The organism is Streptomyces sp. NBC_00637, from assembly GCF_045161545.1.
Taxonomy (GTDB): domain Bacteria; phylum Actinomycetota; class Actinomycetes; order Streptomycetales; family Streptomycetaceae; genus Streptomyces.
In genome coordinates this window covers 1550527-1570273 of sequence record NZ_CP109046.1, presented here as the reverse complement: position 1 = coordinate 1570273, position 19747 = coordinate 1550527, and the positions used below count along the sequence as shown (strand labels likewise).

At 72.4% G+C, this 19747-nt stretch carries 23 protein-coding genes; 20 read left to right on the top strand and 3 right to left on the bottom strand.

Annotation, left to right across the window (positions count from 1 at the left end):
- Nucleotides 1–53: 53 nt before the first annotated feature.
- Nucleotides 54–1073 carry a sigma-70 family RNA polymerase sigma factor gene (locus OG440_RS06830; protein WP_406005923.1) on the bottom strand — a complete coding sequence of 340 codons (1020 nt, stop codon included), beginning with the start codon at nucleotides 1071–1073 and terminating at the stop codon, nucleotides 54–56.
- Between the two features lie 340 nt (nucleotides 1074–1413).
- Here OG440_RS06830 and OG440_RS06825 point away from each other — a divergent pair, with 340 nt between their 5' ends.
- From OG440_RS06825 to OG440_RS06800, 6 genes are all read left to right on the top strand, one after another.
- On the top strand, nucleotides 1414–2247 hold the full coding sequence (locus OG440_RS06825; RefSeq protein ID WP_406005922.1) for a M55 family metallopeptidase: 834 nt from the start codon (nucleotides 1414–1416) through the stop codon (nucleotides 2245–2247).
- Nucleotides 2248–2315: 68 nt separating this feature from the next.
- Entirely contained in the window at nucleotides 2316–3620 is a 1305-nt protein-coding gene (locus OG440_RS06820) for a M20/M25/M40 family metallo-hydrolase (RefSeq protein WP_406005921.1), read from the top strand.
- Between the two features lie 16 nt (nucleotides 3621–3636).
- The gene (locus tag OG440_RS06815) at nucleotides 3637–5943 is read left to right on the top strand and encodes a S9 family peptidase (RefSeq protein ID WP_406005920.1); all 2307 of its coding nucleotides are present in this window, start codon (nucleotides 3637–3639) and stop codon (nucleotides 5941–5943) included.
- Nucleotides 5940–6863, top strand: a complete 924-nt coding sequence (locus OG440_RS06810) for an LD-carboxypeptidase (protein WP_406005919.1) — start codon at nucleotides 5940–5942, stop codon at nucleotides 6861–6863. Before OG440_RS06815 ends, OG440_RS06810 begins: the two co-directional genes overlap by 4 nt.
- 106 nt (nucleotides 6864–6969) lie before the next feature.
- Nucleotides 6970–7218 carry a DUF1049 domain-containing protein gene (locus OG440_RS06805; RefSeq protein WP_406005918.1) on the top strand — a complete coding sequence of 83 codons (249 nt, stop codon included), beginning with the start codon at nucleotides 6970–6972 and terminating at the stop codon, nucleotides 7216–7218.
- 19 nt (nucleotides 7219–7237) lie between these two features.
- Entirely contained in the window at nucleotides 7238–7789 is a 552-nt protein-coding gene (locus tag OG440_RS06800; RefSeq protein ID WP_406005917.1) for a GNAT family N-acetyltransferase, read from the top strand.
- Here OG440_RS06800 and OG440_RS06795 read toward each other — a convergent pair.
- Both OG440_RS06795 and OG440_RS06790 read right to left on the bottom strand, forming a co-directional pair.
- Complete coding sequence (locus OG440_RS06795) at nucleotides 7761–8108, bottom strand: DUF6204 family protein (RefSeq protein ID WP_406005916.1); 348 nt, start codon at nucleotides 8106–8108, stop codon at nucleotides 7761–7763. The two genes, OG440_RS06800 and OG440_RS06795, sit on opposite strands and share 29 nt — an antisense overlap.
- An 87-nt stretch (nucleotides 8109–8195) precedes the next feature.
- Entirely contained in the window at nucleotides 8196–8546 is a 351-nt protein-coding gene (locus OG440_RS06790) for a VOC family protein (RefSeq protein WP_406005915.1), read from the bottom strand.
- 165 nt (nucleotides 8547–8711) lie between these two features.
- On the opposite strand from OG440_RS06790, the gene OG440_RS06785 reads away from it, so the two are divergent.
- From OG440_RS06785 to OG440_RS06720, 14 genes are all read left to right on the top strand, one after another.
- Nucleotides 8712–9221, top strand: coding sequence for a phage holin family protein (locus OG440_RS06785; protein ID WP_406005914.1), 510 nt, complete (start codon nucleotides 8712–8714; stop codon nucleotides 9219–9221).
- Between the two features lie 248 nt (nucleotides 9222–9469).
- Nucleotides 9470–11242, top strand: a complete 1773-nt coding sequence (locus tag OG440_RS06780; protein WP_406005913.1) for an NAD(P)/FAD-dependent oxidoreductase — start codon at nucleotides 9470–9472, stop codon at nucleotides 11240–11242.
- 4 nt (nucleotides 11243–11246) lie between these two features.
- The gene (locus OG440_RS06775; protein ID WP_406005912.1) at nucleotides 11247–13103 is read left to right on the top strand and encodes a transketolase; all 1857 of its coding nucleotides are present in this window, start codon (nucleotides 11247–11249) and stop codon (nucleotides 13101–13103) included.
- Nucleotides 13100–14032 carry a non-homologous end-joining DNA ligase gene (ligD, locus tag OG440_RS06770; protein ID WP_406005911.1) on the top strand — a complete coding sequence of 311 codons (933 nt, stop codon included), beginning with the start codon at nucleotides 13100–13102 and terminating at the stop codon, nucleotides 14030–14032. Before OG440_RS06775 ends, ligD begins: the two co-directional genes overlap by 4 nt.
- A 45-nt stretch (nucleotides 14033–14077) precedes the next feature.
- Nucleotides 14078–14578 carry a gas vesicle protein gene (locus OG440_RS06765; protein WP_406005910.1) on the top strand — a complete coding sequence of 167 codons (501 nt, stop codon included), beginning with the start codon at nucleotides 14078–14080 and terminating at the stop codon, nucleotides 14576–14578.
- Nucleotides 14579–14636: 58 nt separating this feature from the next.
- Nucleotides 14637–15071 (top strand): gas vesicle structural protein GvpA, encoded by a 435-nt coding sequence (locus tag OG440_RS06760; protein WP_406005909.1) that lies wholly within the window; start codon nucleotides 14637–14639, stop codon nucleotides 15069–15071.
- Entirely contained in the window at nucleotides 15068–15820 is a 753-nt protein-coding gene (locus OG440_RS06755) for a GvpL/GvpF family gas vesicle protein (protein WP_406005908.1), read from the top strand. Before OG440_RS06760 ends, OG440_RS06755 begins: the two co-directional genes overlap by 4 nt.
- Nucleotides 15821–15827: 7 nt before the next feature.
- Nucleotides 15828–16091, top strand: coding sequence for a gas vesicle protein GvpG (locus tag OG440_RS06750; RefSeq protein ID WP_406005907.1), 264 nt, complete (start codon nucleotides 15828–15830; stop codon nucleotides 16089–16091).
- A complete protein-coding gene (locus OG440_RS06745; protein WP_406005906.1) occupies nucleotides 16088–16825 on the top strand; it encodes a DNA primase in 738 nt (245 codons plus the stop codon). Before OG440_RS06750 ends, OG440_RS06745 begins: the two co-directional genes overlap by 4 nt.
- Nucleotides 16822–18033, top strand: coding sequence for an SRPBCC family protein (locus OG440_RS06740; protein ID WP_406005905.1), 1212 nt, complete (start codon nucleotides 16822–16824; stop codon nucleotides 18031–18033). The genes OG440_RS06745 and OG440_RS06740 overlap by 4 nt, the downstream gene beginning before the upstream one ends.
- Nucleotides 18030–18413 carry a gas vesicle protein gene (locus tag OG440_RS06735; protein ID WP_406005904.1) on the top strand — a complete coding sequence of 128 codons (384 nt, stop codon included), beginning with the start codon at nucleotides 18030–18032 and terminating at the stop codon, nucleotides 18411–18413. The genes OG440_RS06740 and OG440_RS06735 overlap by 4 nt, the downstream gene beginning before the upstream one ends.
- A complete protein-coding gene (locus tag OG440_RS06730) occupies nucleotides 18410–19273 on the top strand; it encodes a GvpL/GvpF family gas vesicle protein (protein WP_406005903.1) in 864 nt (287 codons plus the stop codon). Before OG440_RS06735 ends, OG440_RS06730 begins: the two co-directional genes overlap by 4 nt.
- Nucleotides 19270–19458, top strand: coding sequence for a gas vesicle protein (locus OG440_RS06725; RefSeq protein WP_081551358.1), 189 nt, complete (start codon nucleotides 19270–19272; stop codon nucleotides 19456–19458). Before OG440_RS06730 ends, OG440_RS06725 begins: the two co-directional genes overlap by 4 nt.
- Entirely contained in the window at nucleotides 19440–19739 is a 300-nt protein-coding gene (locus OG440_RS06720) for a gas vesicle protein K (RefSeq protein ID WP_406005902.1), read from the top strand. Before OG440_RS06725 ends, OG440_RS06720 begins: the two co-directional genes overlap by 19 nt.
- Nucleotides 19740–19747 lie beyond the last annotated feature (8 nt).

Here is a 19747-nt window from a genome sequence, read left to right as displayed (position 1 = left end):
GGCGGGGGACGAGGCGGGGGCGGCCGGACCTCCCGGTCGCCCCCGCCCGTTCGTCAGTCGTCGGCACCCACCGGCGTGAGGCCGACGGGCCCGGCGCCCCCGGGCTCGGCTCCGACGGTGTCGAGCACCGCCACCTCGATGCCGTCCAGCCGCTCCCGGTCCGCCACCACGTCGATCCCGGTGATCGCGCCCTCCGCGATCGTGAACAGCAGCACGAGCCGCAGCCTGCCGTGCGGCGCCATCGCGAGGCCGACCCGGCCGTCGAGCAGGGCGAGGCCGGTGAACCGGGCCCGGCCGGTCGCCGCCATCGCGCCCTCGGCCACGGGCCGGGCGCCGCCCACCGTGACGGGCTGCGGCGTCGGGACGACGAACCGGTCGGCGGTGAGGACCACGTCCGGGTGCAGCAGGGCGAGCAGCGCCTCGAAGTCGCCGCCTCGCGTGGCGGCCAGGAACGCCTCGGCGACCTCGCGCTGACGGGCCCGGTCGGCGGCGGCCACGGGGGCGACGACGCCGGGCGAACCGGCGGTACCGGGGCTGACGCCGTCGGGCGTCCCGGCACCGCCCGCGGCCTCCGGCGCGCCGCCTCTGACGCGGCGACGGGCCCGGCTGGCCAGTTGTCGCGTCGTGGCCGGAGTGCGCTCGATCATCGCGGCGATGGTGTCGAAGGGCACGGCGAACAGGTCGTGCAGCACGAACGCCACCCGCTCGGCCGGGGCGAGCGTGTCCAGCACGACCAGGAGCGCCACCCCGACCGAGTCGGCGAGCAGCGCCTCCTCCTCGGGGTCCTCGCCCTCCGTCCCGACCGCCGGCTCGGTCACCTCGGTGTCGAGCGGCACCTCGGGCCGCGTTCTTCGGGAGCGCAGCATGTTCAGGCACACCCGGCTCACGACCGTGGTGAGCCACCCGCCGAGGTTCTCCACGTCGCCGATGTCCGCCCCGGTCGCCCTGAGCCATGTCTCCTGCACGGCGTCCTCCGCCTCGCCGAGCGAGCCGAGCATGCGGTAGGCGACGGCGCGCAGATGGGCCCGTTCGGCCTCGAAGCGCTCCGGTGGCAGGGCGGTGTGCGTGGTCATGGCGGGTCCCCGTTCATGTCGCTGCGGTGCGGACGTGTGAGCCCAGATCACCACACGCCGCGGGTCGGCCGCATCAAGGCCCCCGGAACGAGGGGGTGTTCCCGCGATCAGCGCCGGCCGGTGTCCGGCGGCCGCCCCCCGGGACGCCCGCGGCCGCCGTCCCGAGCCGGTCCGACCAGGGACGGCGGCCGAGGTGTCTGCCGAGCGGGGGTGCCGGTCGAGGGACCCCGGCCGTGGTCGGCGGACGCCGTGGGGAAGCTCCCGAGCGAGTGGAGTCGCTCCCCGGAATACCGGGGCGCGGCCCGATAGGCTCGGCTCTCCTTGAGAGGACGGGGCGGACGTGAAGATCCTCATCAGTGCCGACATGGAGGGCGCCACCGGCGTCACCTGGCCGGCCGACGTAATGCCCGGGGCGCCCGAGTGGGAGCGGTGCCGGTCGATGTTCACCTCGGACGTCAACGCCGCCGTGCTCGGCTTCTTCGACGGCGGGGCGGACGAGGTCCTGGTCAACGAGGCCCACTCGACCATGCGCAACCTGCTCCTCGAACAGCTCGACGAGCGGGTGGAGATGCTCACCGGGCGGCACAAGTCCCTCTCCATGGTGGAGGGCGTCCAGCACGGGGACGTCGACGGCATCGCCTTCGTCGGCTATCACGCGGGCGCCGGGATGGAGGGCGTCCTCGCCCACACCTACCTGGCCAACTCCCTCACCGGCGTCTGGCTGAACGACGTCCGGGCCAGCGAAGGGCTGCTGAACGCGCAGGTCGTCGCCGAGTACGGGGTGCCGGTCGTCCTCGTCACCGGTGACGACGTGGCCTGCGAGGACGCGCTCGGGTACGCGCCCGAGGCGCTGAAGGTCGCGGTCAAGGACCACGTCTCCCGGTACGCGGCCGTGTGCCGTACGCCGACCCGCACCGCCGCCGACATCCGGGCCGCGGCGAAGGAGGCGACGCAACTGGCTGTCCGTCAGGAACCTTCGAGCGCGGGGCCGTTCACGGTGGCCGTGGAGTTCGACGCCGAGCATCTCGCGATGGCGGCCACCGTAGTGCCGGGCGTCGCCCGTGTCGGCGAGCGGAAGATCGCTTACACCAGCGGCACCATGTACGAGGGCATCCGTACCTTCAAGGCGGTCACCACGATCGTCTCGGCCGCGATCGAGGAGCAGTATGGCTGAGCGGCGGGACCGGGGGCAGCGGCGGGAGCGAAGACCCCGGCAGAAGAACCGGCAGAGGCGGGAGCGGGATGTCTGACGCACAGGCGCGGGACGAGGTCGTCCGGTTCACCTCCGATCTCATCCGCATCGACACCACCAACCGGGGCGGCGGCGACTGCCGGGAACGGCCCGCCGCCGAGTACGCTGCCGACCTGCTCGCCGAGGCCGGCATCGAACCGACGCTCCTCGAACGCACCGCGGGACGGACCAACCTCGTCGCGCGGATCGAGGGCACCGACCCGGCCGCGGACGCGCTGCTCGTCCACGGGCACCTGGACGTGGTCCCCGCGCAGGCCGCCGACTGGAGCGTCCACCCCTTCTCGGGGGAGGTCCGTGACGGGGTCGTGTGGGGGCGCGGCGCCGTCGACATGAAGAACATGGACGCGATGATCCTGGCGGTGCTGCGGGCCTGGGCCCGGCAGGGCGTCCGGCCCCGGCGCGACCTCGTCATCGCCTTCACCGCCGACGAGGAGGCCAGCGCCGAGGACGGCTCCGGGTTCCTCGCCGACCGGCATCCGGAACTGTTCGAGGGCTGCACCGAGGCCATCGGCGAATCCGGGGCGTTCACCTTCCACGACGGCGCCGGACGCGAGCTCTACCCCATCGCCGCAGGTGAGCGCGGTACCGGTTGGCTCAAGCTCACCGCAGGCGGGCGTGCCGGACACGGCTCCAAGGTCAACCGGGAGAACGCGGTGACCCGCCTGGCCGCCGCCGTCGCGCGCATCGGCGAGCACGAGTGGCCCCTGCGGCTCACTCCGACCGTCCGTGCCGCGCTCACCGAACTGGCCGCGCTGTACGGCATCGACGCCGACCTCCACGACGTCGACCGTCTGCTGGCGAAGCTCGGACCGGCGGCCGCCCTGGTGGAGGCGACCGTACGCAACAGCGCCAACCCGACCATGCTGGACGCCGGATACAAGATCAACGTGATCCCCGGGGAGGCCGCGGCCTACATCGACGGCCGCTATCTCCCGGGCGGCGAGGACGAGTTCCGCGCGACGCTCGACCAACTCACCGGCCCCGACGTCGATTGGGAGTTCCACCACCGCGAAGTCGCCCTCCAGGCACCCGTGGACGCCCCGATCTACGCCCGTATGCGGGCCGCCGTCGAGGAGTTCGCGCCCGAGGGGCACGTGGTGCCGTACTGCATGTCGGGCGGCACGGACGCCAAGCAGTTCTCGCGGCTCGGCATCACCGGCTACGGTTTCGCCCCGCTGAAGCTTCCGGAGGGCTTCGACTACCAGGCACTCTTCCACGGCGTCGACGAACGCGTCCCGGTGGAGGCACTGCACTTCGGCGTCCGGGTACTCGACCGGTTCCTGCGGACGGCCTAGGCGAGCGGGGGAGAACGTGCAGGTCCTGCCCTACGGTTTCTGGCCCTCGCCCATCGACGCGGGCCTCGCGGCCACGCACGACGGGCGCCCCGAGTACGTCGGCTTCGTCGGCGACGAGGTGTGGTGGACCGCGCCCCGGCCGGCCGAGCACGGCCGCCGCACCCTCGTCCGGCGGCGGCTCGACGGTACGGAGGAATCCGTCCTGCCCGCCCCCTGGAACGTCCGCAGCCGGGTCGTCGAGTACGGCGGCCGGCCGTGGGCCGGTGCCGTGCACGACGGGCGGCTCCTCGTGGTGTTCGTGCACTTCGCCGACCAGCGGCTGTACGGGTACGAGCCCGGTGCCGCGCCCGGCGCCGGGCCGCGCCCGCTCACTTCCGTCTCGTCCGTGGGTGGCGGACTGCGGTGGGTGGAGCCGCAGTTGCTGCTGGAGCGGGGCGAAGTCTGGTGCGTGCTGGAGGAGTTCACGGGTGAGGGTCCGACCGACGTGCGCCGGCTGCTGGCCGCGGTACCGCTGGACGGATCGGCCGCCGACGATCGCGCCGCCGTCCGTGAACTCACCGACGAACGACGCCGGTTCGTGACGGGGGCCCGTCTCTCGTCCGACGGCCGCCAGGCGGCCTGGCTGGCCTGGGACCATCCGCGGATGCCTTGGGAAGGCACGGAGGTGGTCGTCGCCGACGTCACGGAGGACGGCGCCCTGAGCGGCGCCCGGGTGGTGGCCGGCGGGCCGGGGGAGTCGATCGCCCAGGTCGACTGGATGCCGCCGACGGGATACGGGCGGCTGTCGCTGGACGACGGTCGACGGTCCGCGGGAGACGGCGGACCGTCGACCGTCGACGAAGAACCGTCGACGATCGACGGAAGACGGTCTGCGGGTGACGGAGGATGGTCGACGGACGACGAAGGATGGTCGACGGGCGACGGTAGACAGCATGCACGAGATGGAGCGCGGTCGACGGGCGACGGTAGACAGTCCGCACGCAACGGAGAGCATTCGACAGGCGACGGTAGACAGTCCGCACCCGACAGTCGACCGTCCGCACCCGACAGTCGACCGTCCGCACGCGCCGAAGAACGGCAGCCGGGCGACGGACAGCAGTCCGCAGGCGACTGTCTACTGTATACAAGCGACCGCAGCGGCTGGTGGAACCTCTACCGTGACCACCAGCCCCTGTGCCCCCGCGAAGAGGAGTTCGGCGGGGCCCTGTGGAAGCTGGGGCAGCGCTGGTTCGCGCCGCTGGAGAGCGGGCTCGTCGCCGTCGTGCACGGCCGGGGGGCCACCGCGCTCGGGATCCTCGACCCGGAGACCGGTGATCTCGTCGACGCGGCCGGACCGTGGACGGAGTTCGCGTCCACCCTCGCGGTGCAGGGCGACCGTGTCGTCGCCGTCGCGGCCAGTCCGCGCAGCGCGTACGAGGTGGTGGAACTGGACGCCAGGACCGGCCGGGCCCGGGTGATCGGAGCCGCGCACGACGACGCGGTGGATCCGGCCTACTATCCCGAGCCCCGGATCCGTACCTTCACCGGCCCCGACGGGCGGGACATCCACGCGCACGTCTACCCGCCCCACCATCCCGGGCATGTCGCGCCCGGCCACGAACTGCCGCCCTACGTCGTGTGGGCGCACGGCGGGCCCACCGATCGCGCCCCGCTCGTGCTGGATCTGGAGATCGCCTACTTCACCTCCCGGGGCATCGGGGTCGTCGAGGTCGACTACGGCGGCTCGACCGGGTACGGGCGGGAGTACCGGGAGCGGCTGCGCGAGCAGTGGGGCGTGGTCGACGTCGAGGACTGCGCGGCGGTCGCCCTGGCGCTCGCCGACGAGGGCACCGCCGACCGACGGCGGCTGGCCGTCCGGGGCGGCAGCGCGGGCGGCTGGACCGCCGCGGTGTCGCTGGCCGGTACCGACGTCTACGCCTGCGGCACGATCCGCTACCCCGTGCTGGACCTGGTGGGGTGGGCGACGGGGGAGACCCACGACTTCGAGTCGCGCTACCCGGACAGTCTCGTCGGCCCACTCGCGCAGGTGCCCGCCCGCTACGCCGAACGCTCCCCGATCGAGCACGCCGACCGCGTCACCGTGCCGTTCCTGCTCCTCCAGGGGCTGGACGACGTGATCTGCCCGCCCGCCCAGTGCGAGCGCTTCCTGGGCCGGCTGGCCGGGCGGGCGGTGCCGCACGCGTACCTCGCGTTCGAGGGGGAGGGGCACGGGTTCCGCCGGGCCGACACGATGGTGCGGGCTCTGGAGGCCGAGTTGTCGCTGTACGCTCAGGTGTTCGGGCTGCGCCCGCCCGGAATCCCGAGGTTGGAGCTTGTGCGGTGAAGGAACTCCAGCGGCCGGCCCGGCTCGCCGCCGGCGCCCGCGTCGCGATCGTCGCACCCAGCGGACCGGTCGAGGAGGAGCGGCTACAGGCCGGCCTGGACCTGTTGCGCGGCTGGGACCTCGACCCGGTGGTCGCCCCCCATGTGCTGGACCGGCACGAGCGGCTGCCGCATCTCGCGGGCACCGACGCCGACCGGGCCGCCGACCTCCAGCGGCTCTGGTGCGATCCGGGCGTCGCCGCCGTACTGTGCGCACGCGGTGGTTACGGCGCCCAGCGGGTCGTCGACCTGCTCGACTGGGACGCGATGCGGGCGGCCGGGCCGAAGGTGTTCGTCGGCTTCAGCGACAGCACCACCCTGCACGAGGCGTTCGCCCTCCGCCTGGGCCTGGTCACGCTGTACGGGCCCGCGGCCGCCGGCGTCGACTTCATCAAGAGCGCCCGGGGGCAGGAGCACCTCAGGGCCACCCTGTTCGCCCCGGAGACCGTCCGTACCCTCGCCACCACCGGTACGGCCATCGCTCCGGGCCGGGCGCGGGGTGTCACCCTGGGCGGTTGTCTGGCGCTGCTGGCCACGGGCTTCGGCACCCCGCACACCCGGAGCGGCGCCCGCGGCGGCCTGCTGCTGACGGAGGACGTGGGGGAGCGGCCGTACAGCGTCGACCGGGCCCTCACACAACTGCTGCGCACCGGCTGGCTGGACGGCGTCGCGGGTGTCGCGCTCGGGTCCTGGGAACGCTGCGGCCCGTACGAGGAGCTGCGGCCGGTCCTCGTGGACCGGCTCGGCGGCCTCGGTGTCCCCGTCGTCGAGGAGCTCGGGTTCGGCCACTGCGAGGGGGCGCTGACCGTGCCCTTCGGCGTACCGGCCGTCCTCGACGCGGACGAGGGCACGCTGACCCTCGACGTCCCCGCCCTGCGCTGACCCCCGGCCGCCTCGCCTGGCCGCCTCACCTGGCCGTTTCGCGCCGTCTCACCCGGCGGGCGCGTCCCGCCGTGCGCGGGAGCGGCTCAGGGATCAGGCTGGGAGCATGAGCCCGAAGACCTCGAAGGCCGCCCGGAGCGGTGGCAGGAACGAAGCGCTGACGCCGGGCCGGATCATCGTCCTGGCGCTCGCCGTCCTCACCCTGGTCTTCATCTTCGAGAACACCCGCCCCACGAAGATCCGGGTGCTGATCCCCGAGGTGACGGTGCCGCTGTGGACGGCGCTGCTGGCGATGTGGGTGATCGGCGTACTGTGCGGCGCCTCCTTCGCGTACTTCAAGAAGCGGCGCAAGTGATCCGTCGTACGCTGTTGCGATGCCGCACACCGCATCCCGTTACCTCGCCGAGGGCCCCCGCGTGGGCATACGCCACTTCACCTACGAGGACGGGCCGGAGTTCACCGCCCGCACGCGCGAGAGCGAGGACCTGCACCGCCCGTGGCTGTTCCCGCCGGCCACCGCCGACGCGTACACGGCCTACGCGGGCCGGCTGATCGAGGACCCTTCGAAGGCCGGCTTCCTGGTGTGCACCCTGGAGGACGGGGCGGTCGCCGGGTTCGTCAACATCAACAACATCGTCGAGGGGGGCTTCCGGTGCGGGGCGCTGGGCTACGGCGCCTTCGCGCACGCGGCCGGACGAGGGCTGATGCGCGAGGCGCTCGACCTGGTGGTGGGCCACGCGTTCGGGCCCATGCGGCTGCACCGGCTGGAGATCAACGCGCAGCCCGGCAACGTCGCCTCGATCGCCCTCGCCCGCGCCTGCGGGTTCCGCAAGGAGGGGTTCTCCCCGAAGATGATCTACGTCGACGGGGACTGGCGGGACCACGAGCGGTGGGCGATCACCGCCGAGATGCGGACTTGTAGTTGATCTTCATCGTGTCGAGGTCGGTGACCGTCGACCGCAGCCCGGTGAAGCCGTGGCCGAGCCCGCGCAGCGTCGCCTCGGCGCGCTCCTCGGCGAGCGCGCCCGCCATCTCCTCGCCGTCAGCCGCGTCCGACACCACCACGTAGCGCATCGAGAAGTGCTTCAGCGGCGACGGCTCGTACGACAGCGTGCCCTCCTCGGTGAACCGCATGCTCGTCAGGCCGTGGGCGCCGGACTCGGCGAGGAGAGCGGTCCGGCTCTCGTCGGTGAGGGCGTCCCAGGTGCCCCGGACGATCACCCGGTAGGTGTGCTGCTCACTCACTGTCGCTCCTTCGTGCCTGCCGTCGAACGCCCGACTCTACGTCCGCGACGACGCGACGCACGCGGAATTTTCGCCGCGCCCGGCGCCTCAGGAGCCGCGCCGGTCGACGTACTCGTACACCGCGCCGTCCGGGTGCCGCGCGATGAGGTTGCGGCCGACCGGGGTCGGCACCGGGCCGGCGATGACGTCGGCGCCCAGCTCGGTGAGGGTCCGGTGGGCCTCGTCGACGTCCGCGACGGCGATCGTCGCGGCCACCTTGCGCAGCAGCTCCAGCTCGGTCGGCGGCCCGCTCATCAGCAGGAAGCAGCCGACCGCGGCCACTTGTACGCCGCCCCGCTCGAAGCGGAGGGCGCCGGTGCCCGCCAGCCGCTCGTAGAAGGAGACCGAGGCCTCCAGATCGTCGACACAGACACGCAGTGTGGCTCCCAGAATGTCCATGCGGACGAGCCTAGTTGGGGCGGGCGCGGTGAGGTGATCCCTTCACCCGATCCCCGTCCGGCCCCTCCCCGCCCGCCTCTCCGCCCGTCTCCGCCTCCTCTCGTCGCCGCTCCGGCGCGCGGGTCCGTGGAGTTAAGCGTCCATGACAGCGGGTACCCGACGTCCATGGAGCGCATGGATCACCTGGAGCATCTGGACAAGCATCTGGTCGACGAGCTGGCGCAGGTGGCGCGCGAGACGATCCGCGAGGAGCTGCGCGAGCAGACCCGCAAGCAGCGCCGCACGGCCATGCTCTACGCGGCGTCCGGCGCCGTCGCCCTCTACGCGGGCGCGGCCGTCGCACTCGCGGTGGGCCTCGCCCTCGGCATCGGTCTGCCGGACTGGGCCGCGGCGCTGATCACCGCCGCGATCCTCGCGGTGGTGGCCTACCTGCTGCGCGGCGCGGCCAAGCCGCACGCCTCGTCCCCGACCACGGCAGGACTCGAGGCCGCAGCGGACAAGGGCGGCAAGGGCCCCGGTCGTGTCATCGGCGGTACCTCGCCGGCCGCACCGCCCGGCGGTACCGGCCTGCCGTACCCCCCGATGCCGCCGACCGCGCCCGGCGCCCACGTGCCGGCCCCGGGCGAGGCGCCGCGCGCGGACGACATCGACCCCGAGAGCACGCACCGGGCCTGACACGCGGTGCGCGTCCGCCGAAGTGACGTAGCCCCGTCACGCGTTCGGTATCCGGGCGGCCCCGCGGCACACGCTGCCGCGGGGCCGCCCGGTGCGTACGAGGGCCCCGGCCCCTCCGCAGCCCTCCCATGGGACCCATGGGGAGGCCGGGCACGCGGAGGGACCGTCGGCGCACGTTTGGCGGGTCCTGCCAGGGGGACGCGGAAACCTTCGTACGAAAACCGTCCGAACCCCTTCGGAGGCCCACCGTGAGGCGTCCCCGCATCGTGATCGTCGGAGCCGGCTTCGCCGGGTACCGGACGGCCCGCACCCTGGCGCGGGCGACCGGTGGCCGGGCCGACATCACTCTGCTCAACCCGACCGACTACTTCCTGTACCTGCCCCTGCTGCCCCAGGTGGCGGCCGGCATCCTCGAGCCGCGCCGGGTGACCGTCTCGCTGTCGGGGACCCTGCGTGCGGTGCGGCCGGTGCTCGGTGAGGCCGAACACGTCGACCTCGACGCGCGCACCGTCCACTACACGAACCCCGAGGGCGACAGGGGAACGCTCGGCTACGACCGGCTCGTGCTCGCCGCCGGCAGCGTCAACAAGCTGCTGCCCATTCCCGGCGTCGCCGAGCACGCGCACGGATTCCGGGGTCTGCCCGAAGCCCTCTACCTGCGCGATCACCTCACCCGGCAGGTGGAGTTGGCCGTCTCGGGCGCCGACGCGGCCGAACGCGCGGCGCGTTGCACGTTCGTCGTGGTCGGCGCGGGGTACACCGGAACCGAAGTCGCCGCGCAGGGGCAGTTGTTCACCGACGCCCTGGTCCGGGCGCACCCGTTGCGCCGGGGCATGCGACCGCGCTGGCTGCTGCTCGACGTCGCGTCGCGCGTCCTGCCCGAACTGGACGAGCGGCTCTCCCGTACCGCCGACCGGGTGCTGCGCGAACGGGGCGTCGAGGTGCGCATGGGGACCTCCGTCAAGGAGGCCACCAGCGACGGAGTCCTGCTGACCGACGGCGAGTTCGTCGGCACCCGCACCCTGGCGTGGTGCGTGGGCGTACGGCCCGATCCGCTCGCGGAGTCGCTCGGGCTGCCCATGGAGCGCGGCCGGCTGCTCGTCGAACCGACCCTTCAGGTGCCGGGCAGGCCCGAGGTGTTCGCGTGCGGCGACGCGGCCGCCGTACCGGATCTGGAGAAGCCCGGGGAGTACACGCCGATGACCGCGCAACACGCGTGGCGCCAGGGCAAGGTGGCCGGCCGGAACGTCGCCGCCTCGCTCGTCGAGGGCGGCGGCGCCGCCGGTCTGCGCCCGTACCGGCACAAGGACATGGGGTTCGTCGTGGACCTGGGCGGCGTACAGGCCGCCGCCAATCCGCTCGGTGTCCACCTGTCCGGACCCGCGGCCGGCGCGGTCGCCCGCGGCTACCATCTCGCCGCGATGCCCGGCAACCGCGTGCGCGTCGCCGCCGACTGGCTGCTGGACGCCGTACTCCCGCGCCAGGAAGTCCAGTTGGGCCTCGTCCGGTCCTGGTCGGTACCGCTGGACACGGCGTCGCCGGAACTGGCGCGGGCACCGGGAGACCAGAAGCGCGAGAGGACGGCCTCCGGCCCCGGCGCGGCCACCGAGGAGGACGTGAACGAGACGAACGACATGGACGACACGAACGACACGGACAACGCGGACGCCGCGGACGACGGCGACGCGGACGGCAGGAACAGGCACGACAGGAACGAGGGAGACGACGTGAACGACGCGAACGACGTGAACAAGGCGAACGGCGGGTCCGGCGAGAAGCACCCCTCCCCGGAGGACGACTCCCAGTCGATCACCGCGCCGACACCCGAGGTGGGACGGCATTCGAGCGACGAGCGCGGGTCCCGGGTGGGGCAGTCGTCGCCGGAGGAGGGCTCCCAGTCGATCGACTCGCCGACACCCGAGGTGGGGCGGCACAGTTCCGGACCGCCGACCGGTCGAGGTGACAAGACCGCTCCCGGCCCCGTCGAGCGCGGCGACACCCGCGCGGAAGGAGACCAGTAGCCTGATGGACAGCGCCGAACTCACCGAACTCGGACAGCAGTTGAGGGTCGACAGTGTGCGCGCTTCCGCCGCGGCGGAGTCCGGGCACCCGACGTCCTCGATGTCGGCCGCGGACCTGATGGCCGTCCTGCTCGCGCACCACTTCCGCTACGACTTCGACCGCCCGGCGCACCCGGGCAACGACCGCTTCGTCCTCTCGAAGGGCCACGCCTCCCCGCTGCTGTACTCGGCCTACAAGGCCGCCGGGGCCATCGACGACGAGGAGCTCCTGACCTTCCGCGAACTCGGCAGCCGACTCGAAGGACACCCCACCCCGCAGCGGCTGCCGTGGGTCGAGACGGCCACCGGCTCGCTCGGCCAGGGGCTTCCGGTGGGCGTCGGCATCGCGCTGGCCGGGAAGCGGCTGGACCACATCGGCTACCGCGTGTGGGTCCTGTGCGGGGACAGCGAGCTCGCCGAGGGCTCGGTGTGGGAGGCCGCCGAGCATGCCGGCCACGAACACCTCGACAACCTCACCGTGATCGTCGACGTCAACCGGCTCGGCCAGCGCGGCCCCACCCGGCACGGCCACGACCTCGACGCCTACGCCCGCCGCTTCCAGGCCTTCGGCTGGCACACGATCGAGATCGACGGACACGACGTGGACGCCGTCGACCGCGCCTACGGCGAGGCGGCCTCCACCCTGGGGCAGCCCACCGCGATCCTCGCCCGCACCCTCAAGGGCAGGGGCGTCGCCTCCGTGGAGGACCGCGAGGGCATGCACGGCAAGCCGCTGCCCGACGCCGACGAGGCCGTCGCGGAACTGGGCGGCATCCGTGACCTGCGGGTCCACGTGCGCGAGCCGGCCGACGCCCGCATGCTGCACTCCGTCCCGACCCGGCCCCTCGTGCTGCCCCGCTGGGAAGGGGAGGACCGCGAGAAGGGCGTGGCGACCCGGGACGCCTTCGGCAAGGCCCTCGCCGCCCTCGGCGCCGCTCGCGAGGACGTCGTCGCGCTCGACGGCGAGGTCGGCGACTCCACCCGCGCCGAGGCCTTCGCCAAGGAGCACCCCGACCGTTTCTTCGAGTGCTACATCGCCGAACAGCAGCTCGTCGCCACGGCGGTCGGCCTCGCGACGCGCGGCTGGGTGCCGTACGCGTCGACGTTCGCGGCCTTCCTGACCCGGGCCCACGACTTCGTCCGGATGGCCGCGGTCAGTGGCGCCGGCATCAATCTCGTCGGCTCGCACGCGGGGGTCGCCATCGGACAGGACGGGCCCTCACAGATGGGTCTGGAGGATCTGGCGATGTTCCGGGCCGTGCACGGCTCGACCGTGCTGTACCCGTGCGACCCCCACCAGACCGCCCGGCTCGTCAGCGCCATGGCCGGCCTGGACGGCGTCCGTTATCTGCGCACCTCACGCGGGGCCTACCCGGTGCTCTACGGGCCGGACGAGGAGTTCCCCGTCGGGGGGAGCAAGGTGCTGCGCTCCTCCGACCGGGACCGGCTGACGATCGTCGCGGCCGGCGTCACCGTGCACGAGGCGCTGAAGGCCGCCGAGGCGCTCGACGGCGAGGGCATCGCGGCCCGGGTGATCGACCTGTACTCGGTCAAGCCCGTCGACCGGGCCACGCTGCGGCGGGCCGCCGAGGAGACCGGCCTGCTGCTGAGCGTGGAGGACCACCACGAGCAGGGCGGCCTCGGGGACGCGGTCCTCGACGCCTTCCTCGACGGGCGGCCGGTGCCCCGGCTGGTGCGGCTCGCCGTCCGGACGATGCCCGGCTCGGCGAGCCCGGCGGAGCAGCTGCACGCCGCGGGCATCGACGCCGAGTCGATCGCCGCGTCCGCCCGGCTGCTGGTGGAGCAGGCGATCGCGCCGTGACCGGCGACGACGTACGGCGGCTGCGGGTGGGCCGCCGCAGCGTCGAGGTCCACCGGCCGGACAAGGTGCTCTTCCCGGGCGGCGGGGAGGCGAGGCAGTACACGAAGGGCGACCTCGTCGCGTACTACCGGTCGGTCGCCGCGTTCATGGTTCCGCAGCTGCGCGGGCGTCCGCTGATGCTGGAACGGCATCCGGACGGCATCGACGGGCCCCGCTTCATGCAGAAGAACACCCCCGAGCACTACCCGGAGTGGATCGCGCGGGCCGAGGTGGCCAAGGAGGACGGCACCGTCCACCACACCGTCTGTGATGACTCGGCCACCCTGGCCTACCTCGCCGACCAGGCGTGTCTCACCCTGCACCGCTGGCTGTCGCGGGTCGGCCGGGTCGACCGTCCGGACCTGATGGTCTTCGACCTCGACCCGGCCGACGGCTCCCGTTTCGCCGCCGTCCGGGAGGCCGCCGAATGGCTCGGTGAGCTCCTCGACCAGCTGCGGCTGCCCTCGGCCCTGATGACGACGGGCTCGCGCGGACTGCACGTCGTCGTCCCGGTGGACGGGCGCGACGACTTCGACGAGGTGCGCGGCTTCGCCCGGGACGCAGCCGAGCTGCTCGTCGCCGAGCACCCCGACCGGCTGACCACGGCCGCCCGCAAGAAGGACCGCGGCGACCGGCTCTACCTGGACGTGCAGCGCAACGGCTACGCGCAGACCGCCGTCGCCCCCTTCACCGTGCGCGCGCTGCCCGGGGCACCCGTCGCCACGCCCATCACCTGGGAGCAACTGCGCGATCCGGAGCTCGGCCCCCGCCGCTGGACCATCGCCGACGCCGCCGAGCAGGCCCACGCCCGTCCCTGGGCGGCGCTGACGGGCCGCGGGCGCGCCCTGGGCCCGGCCCGGCGTCGGCTCGACGCACTGCGTCACGCGTGAAGGTTTGGCCAAGAGCCTTCGGGCCACCCGGAAGAAGAGGTGGCCATGGTGAACACGAAAAGCACATCGCAGTCACATACGTCACGCGACTCGAACAGCACGCACGAATCATCCGAATCTGACCAGTCACAGAGTTCACGGACCCCGCAGAGTTCGCAGGGTTCGAAGAGACCACAGAGATCACACAGACCACAGAGATCGCGAAGTTCGCAGCGTCCCGAGAGCGAGCGGACCGCGACGAGCAAGGAAGGCAAGGACGACGTGGCGGACGACCGGCCGAGCCCCATGGAGGTGCTGCGCGAGGCGCGCGCCCAGCTCGCGGAGCTCACGGGGATGACCGCGGAGAGCGTCTCCTCCTTCGAGCAGACCGACGACGGCTGGTCCCTGGACGTCGAGGTCCTCGAGCTCGCCCGTGTGCCCGACACGATGAGCCTGATGGCCAGCTACCAGGTGGAGCTCGATCCGCAGGGCGCGCTCACCGGCTACCGGCGTGTCCGCCGCTACGAGCGCGGACGCTCCGACGCACATCGGCCCGGCGGCCGTTAGGCCGCCGGCCCGCAGTCATTCCCGATCATCCAATCCCAGACAAGGAGGCACGGTCGACATGACCGTTGTCCCGGCTCAACAGTCCGGCGGTGGAGGCGGCTCCAGTGGCCTCTACGACGTGCTGGAACTCGTCCTCGACAGGGGTCTCGTCATTGACGCGTTCATACGGGTCTCCCTGGTCGGCATCGAGATTCTCAAGATCGACGTAAGGGTCGTGGTGGCCAGCGTCGACACCTACCTGCGCTTCGCCGAGGCGTGCAACCGGCTGGACCTGGAGGCGGGGCCGCGCAAGAACCCCGGCCTGCCCGACCTGGTCGGCGAGGTCACCGAGTCCGGCGCGCGCGGCAAGTCCAAGGGCGCGCTGTCGGGCGCCGCGGAAACCATCTCCGGTGCCTTCAAGCAGGCCCGTGACGAGGGCTCCCAGGAGGAGCGGGAACCCAGGCCGCGCGCGCGTAAGAGCACCACCTCGCGCCGGAAGGAGGAGCAGGAGTGAGCACGTATGTGTACGGCATCGTCTCGAGCTCGCACCCCGACCTCCCGGACGGCCTGGCCGGTGTCGGCGACCCGGCCCTGCCGGTGCGTGTCCTGAAGGAGGGCACACTGGCGGCGGTCGTCAGCGATGCCCCCGAGGGGCTGCGGCCCAAGCGCAGGGAACTGCTCGCCCACCAGACGGTTCTCGCCGAGGCGGGCGCGGACGGCTGCGTGCTGCCCATGCGGTTCGGCAGTGTCGCCCCCGACGACAGTTCGGTCACCGGGGTCCTCGCCGAGCGCACCAAGCACTACGAGGAGCGCCTGCGGGCCCTCGACGGCAAGGTCGAGTACAACATCAAGGCCTCGCACGTCGAGGAGGCCGTCCTGCACCAGGTCATGGCCGACAGCCCCGAACTGCGCGGCCTGGCGGAGGCCAACCGGCAGTCGGGCGGCGGCAGTTACGAGCAGAAGCTCCAGCTCGGCGAGATGGTGGCCGCCGCGGTCAAGGCCAAGGAGGCCGAGGACGCGGCCGACGTACGGCAGAACCTCGAGTCGCTGGCCGCGGCCACCAGCGTGGGCCCCGAGTCCACCGGCTGGCTGGTCAACGTCTCGTTCCTGGTGGACCGCGACTCGGCGGCCCGGTTCCTGGAGGCCGCGGAGGAGCTCCGCAAGGGCCGTCCGCACCTGGAACTGCGCGTCAACGGGCCGCTGCCGCCCTACAGCTTCGTCGAGCCCGGCGCGGCCGAACCGGCGGGTGCCACCACGGAGTAGGTGCGTCATGGGACTCATCTCAGAGGTGCTGCTGTTGCCGTTCGCCCCGGTGCGCGGCAGCGGCTGGGTGATCCAACAGGTGGTCCAGGAGGCCGAGCGGATCTACTACGACCCCGCCACGGTCCGGACCGAACTCGCGCGTCTGGAAGAGCGGTTGGACGCCGGTGAGATCACCGAAGAGGAGTTCGACCAGCAGGAGGACGAGCTCCTCGACCGGCTGGAGAGCGCGACGCGCAGAAGCGCGGGAACGGACGACGGGTGGACAGGATGAACAGAACCGCATTGGGCCTCGCGGTCGGGGCCGGGTATTTCCTCGGACGCACCAAGAAGCTGAAACTGGCTTTCGCCGTCGGCAGCCTGGTGGCCGGCAAGCGCCTGAACCTCACTCCCAAGGGCATCGCGGACCTGGTCTCCACACAGCTGCGGGACAACCCGCAGTTCAAGGAGATCGGGGACCAGCTGCGCCAGGACCTGCGCGGGGTCGGCAAGGCCGCCTCCGGCGCCATGGTCGAGCGGCAGATCGAGGCGCTCGCCGACCGGCTGCACGGCCGCACCGCCGAGGTGCGCGACCAGCTCGACGGCGTCGTGCCCGGCGGGCAGGACGAGGCCGACGAGGACGCCGAGGCCGACGAGGAGTACGAGGAGCCCCAGGAGGACGAGGCGGACGACGCGGACGAAGAGCCGCAGGACGCCTCGGACGACGAGGACGAGGACGAGGGCGACGACGAGGGCGAGGAAGACGAGGGCGAGGAGGAGGAACCGCCGAGGAAGACCGCGAAGAAGGCGCCCGCGAAGAAGGCTCCCGCGAAGAAGGCGCCCGCGAAGACGGCCAAGAAGGCTCCCGCGAAGAAGGCGCCCGCGAAGACGGCCAAGAAGGCTCCGGCCCGCGCCGCGGCCGCCAAGAAGACGACGTCGGCCCGGAAGACGGGCGCGAGTACCGCATCGAGGGCCGCCTCGGGTACCACCTCCCGGGCCCGGCGGCCGAAGGGAGGCGGCGACCGATGACCGACACCCTCGGATCCGCCAAGTCCGCGGCCGGCAAGGCCACGGGCGGCAACCCGCTCTCCGGAGTGGCCCACAGCGACGCCGCCGACCGGCTCAAGGAAGAGGTACAGGAGTACCTCGCCGCGCAGGCCACGCGCCTGCTGACCGGCGTCGGCCACAAGCTCGGGGACACCACGGCCAAGCTCAACGACATCGCCGAGGGCAACAGCCCGGGCTTCGCCAAGCTCGCCCTCGAAGGCGGTCGCAAGGTCGCCGAGGGCAAGGGGCCGCTGCGCAGCGCGCTGGAGCTCGGTGGCTCGCGGGTCAAGGACAAGGTGACCGGCGCGTTCAAGAACCTCGGCGGCAAGGGCGGCAAGGGCAAGAAGAGCGCCGGCAAGAAGCCGACCGTGATCATGGAGACGATCGACGTCGGTGTGCCGCTGCGCACCGCCTACGACCAGTGGACGCAGTACCAGGACTTCAGCACCTTCGCCAAGGGCGTCAAGAGCGCGAACCGCGCCGACGACACCACCAGCGACTGGCAGGCGAAGGTCTTCTGGTCCAACCGCAGCTGGAAGGCGAAGACCACGGAACAGGTGCCGGACGACCGGATCGCCTGGACCTCGGAGGGCGCGAAGGGCACGACGAAGGGTGTCGTCTCCTTCCACGAGATCGCCGAGAACCTCACCCGGATCCTGCTGGTCATCGAGTACTACCCGACGGGTCTGTTCGAGAAGACCGGCAACATCTGGCGAGCCCAGGGCCGCCGGGCCCGCCTCGACCTCAAGAACTTCGCCCGCTTCATCACCATCAAGGGCGAGGCGCAGGACAGCTGGCGCGGTGAGATCCGCGACGGCGAGGTCGTCACGTCCCACGAGGACGCGGTCGCCGAGGAGGACGAGAACGCCGAGAACGCCGAGAACGCCGAGGACGACGGGGACGACGAGGAGAACGGCGGGCCCGAGGAGGGTGCCGAGGCGCGGGATGCCGAGGACGGCGGCCCGGAGGACGATGAGGAGTACGAGGAGGACGAGGAGGAGGGCCCGTATGCCGAGGACGAGGAAGTAGAGGACGAGGAGGCGGAGCCCGAGGCCGAGTACGAGGAGGAGGAAGCCGAGGAGGGTGAGCCCGAGGCCGCCGAGGACGAGTACGACGAGTACGAGGACGAGGAGCCCGAGGAGGAGCCCGAGGACGAGGACAGGCGGGTCAAGGGCGGGAGCCGGCGATGAGCATGCCGAGCCGGATGCCGGAGCCGTACGGCCAGGGCGGCGGGGCCAACCTCGCCGACATCCTGGAACGTGTCCTCGACAAGGGCATCGTCATCGCGGGCGACATCCGGATCAACCTGCTCGACATCGAACTGCTCACCATCAAGCTCCGCCTCATCGTCGCCTCGGTCGACAAGGCCAAGGAGATGGGCATCGACTGGTGGGAGGACGACCCGGCCCTGTCCTCCGGCGCCCGCCGCAACGAACTCGCGCGTGAGAACGCCGAGTTGCGTGAGCGGCTGGCGCGGCTGGAGGAACTGGAGCCGGGCCGCGTCCCCCGGGAGAGCCGCGCCCCCGAAGAGAGCCGTGCCCCGCAGGACGTCCGAGAGGAGTCACCATGACCGGACTGCGGTACGTGTACGCCGTCTGCCACCCCCTCGGCGCGCCCCTCCAGGCCGCCCTGTCGGGGGTGGCGGGCGATCCGCCCCGACTTCTCACCCACCGCGGCCTGATCGCCGTGGTCAGCCATGTGCCGGAGGGGGACTTCGCCGAGGAGCCGCTCCGGCGCCGTCTCGAGGACCTGGACTGGCTGACGGAGACCGCCCGCGCCCATCAGCAGGTGATCGACGCCCTCACGGCCGTCACCACTCCGCTGCCGCTCCGGCTCGCCACCGTGTTCCGGGACGACAGCGGAGTGCGCGTGATGATGGAGGAGCGCGAGGACGACTTCCGACGCGTCCTCGACCGGCTCGCCGGGCGGGTCGAGTGGGGGGTGAAGGTGTATGTCGAGCCCGAGGCCCAGGAGGCCGCGCAGGCGGCGAGCAAGCCCGCCTCGGGCCGGGACTACCTGATGCAGCGGCGTTCGAAGGCCCGGGCCCACGACGACACGTGGCAGCGTGCCGAGCGATTCGCCACAGGCCTGCACGAGAGGTTGTCCGCGCACGCCGACGACGCCCGCCTCCATCCGCCGCAGAACTCCGCCCTTTCCAAGGCGTCGGGACAGAACGTACTGAACGCCGCCTATCTGGTTTCGCGCGCGGAGTCCGAGGAATTCGTGGAAATGGTGGACCGCACCAAGGGGGAGGAATCCGGAATGCGGGTGGAACTCACGGGCCCGTGGGCGGCCTATTCCTTCGTGGAGTCCGCCGGCGAGCCCGGCGGCGCGGAAAAGGGCGCCGCCGATACGGGCGCCGCCGATAAGGGCGCCGCGGAGACGGGTGCTGTGGAGACGCGCGGCGCGGAAGCGGGGGAGGGCGCATGACGGTCGTGGAGCGCCGTGAGGTCGCCCTGGTCGACCTGCTCGACCGGCTGCTGGCCGGCGGGGTCGTCATCACCGGGGACATCACGCTGCGCATCGCGGACGTCGACCTCGTCCGCATCGACCTCAACGCGCTGATCAGCTCCGTCAACGAGCAGGTACCGTCGCCATGGGGGGACTCGCTGTGACCGAACGCCGCAACCATATGGACCTCGAGCCCGACACCGTCGAGCGCGACCTGGTGAAACTCGTCCTGACCGTCGTGGAGTTGCTGCGCCAGCTGATGGAACGGCAGGCGCTGCGCCGCTTCGACACCGGCGATCTGAGCGAGGAGCAGGAGGAGCGGATCGGGCTCACCCTGATGCTCCTCGACGACCGCATGACCGAGCTGCGTGATCGCTACGGACTGCGGCCCGAGGACCTGAATCTGGACCTCGGGCCGCTGGGACCGCTGCTTCCCCGGGAGTGAGTCGCTCC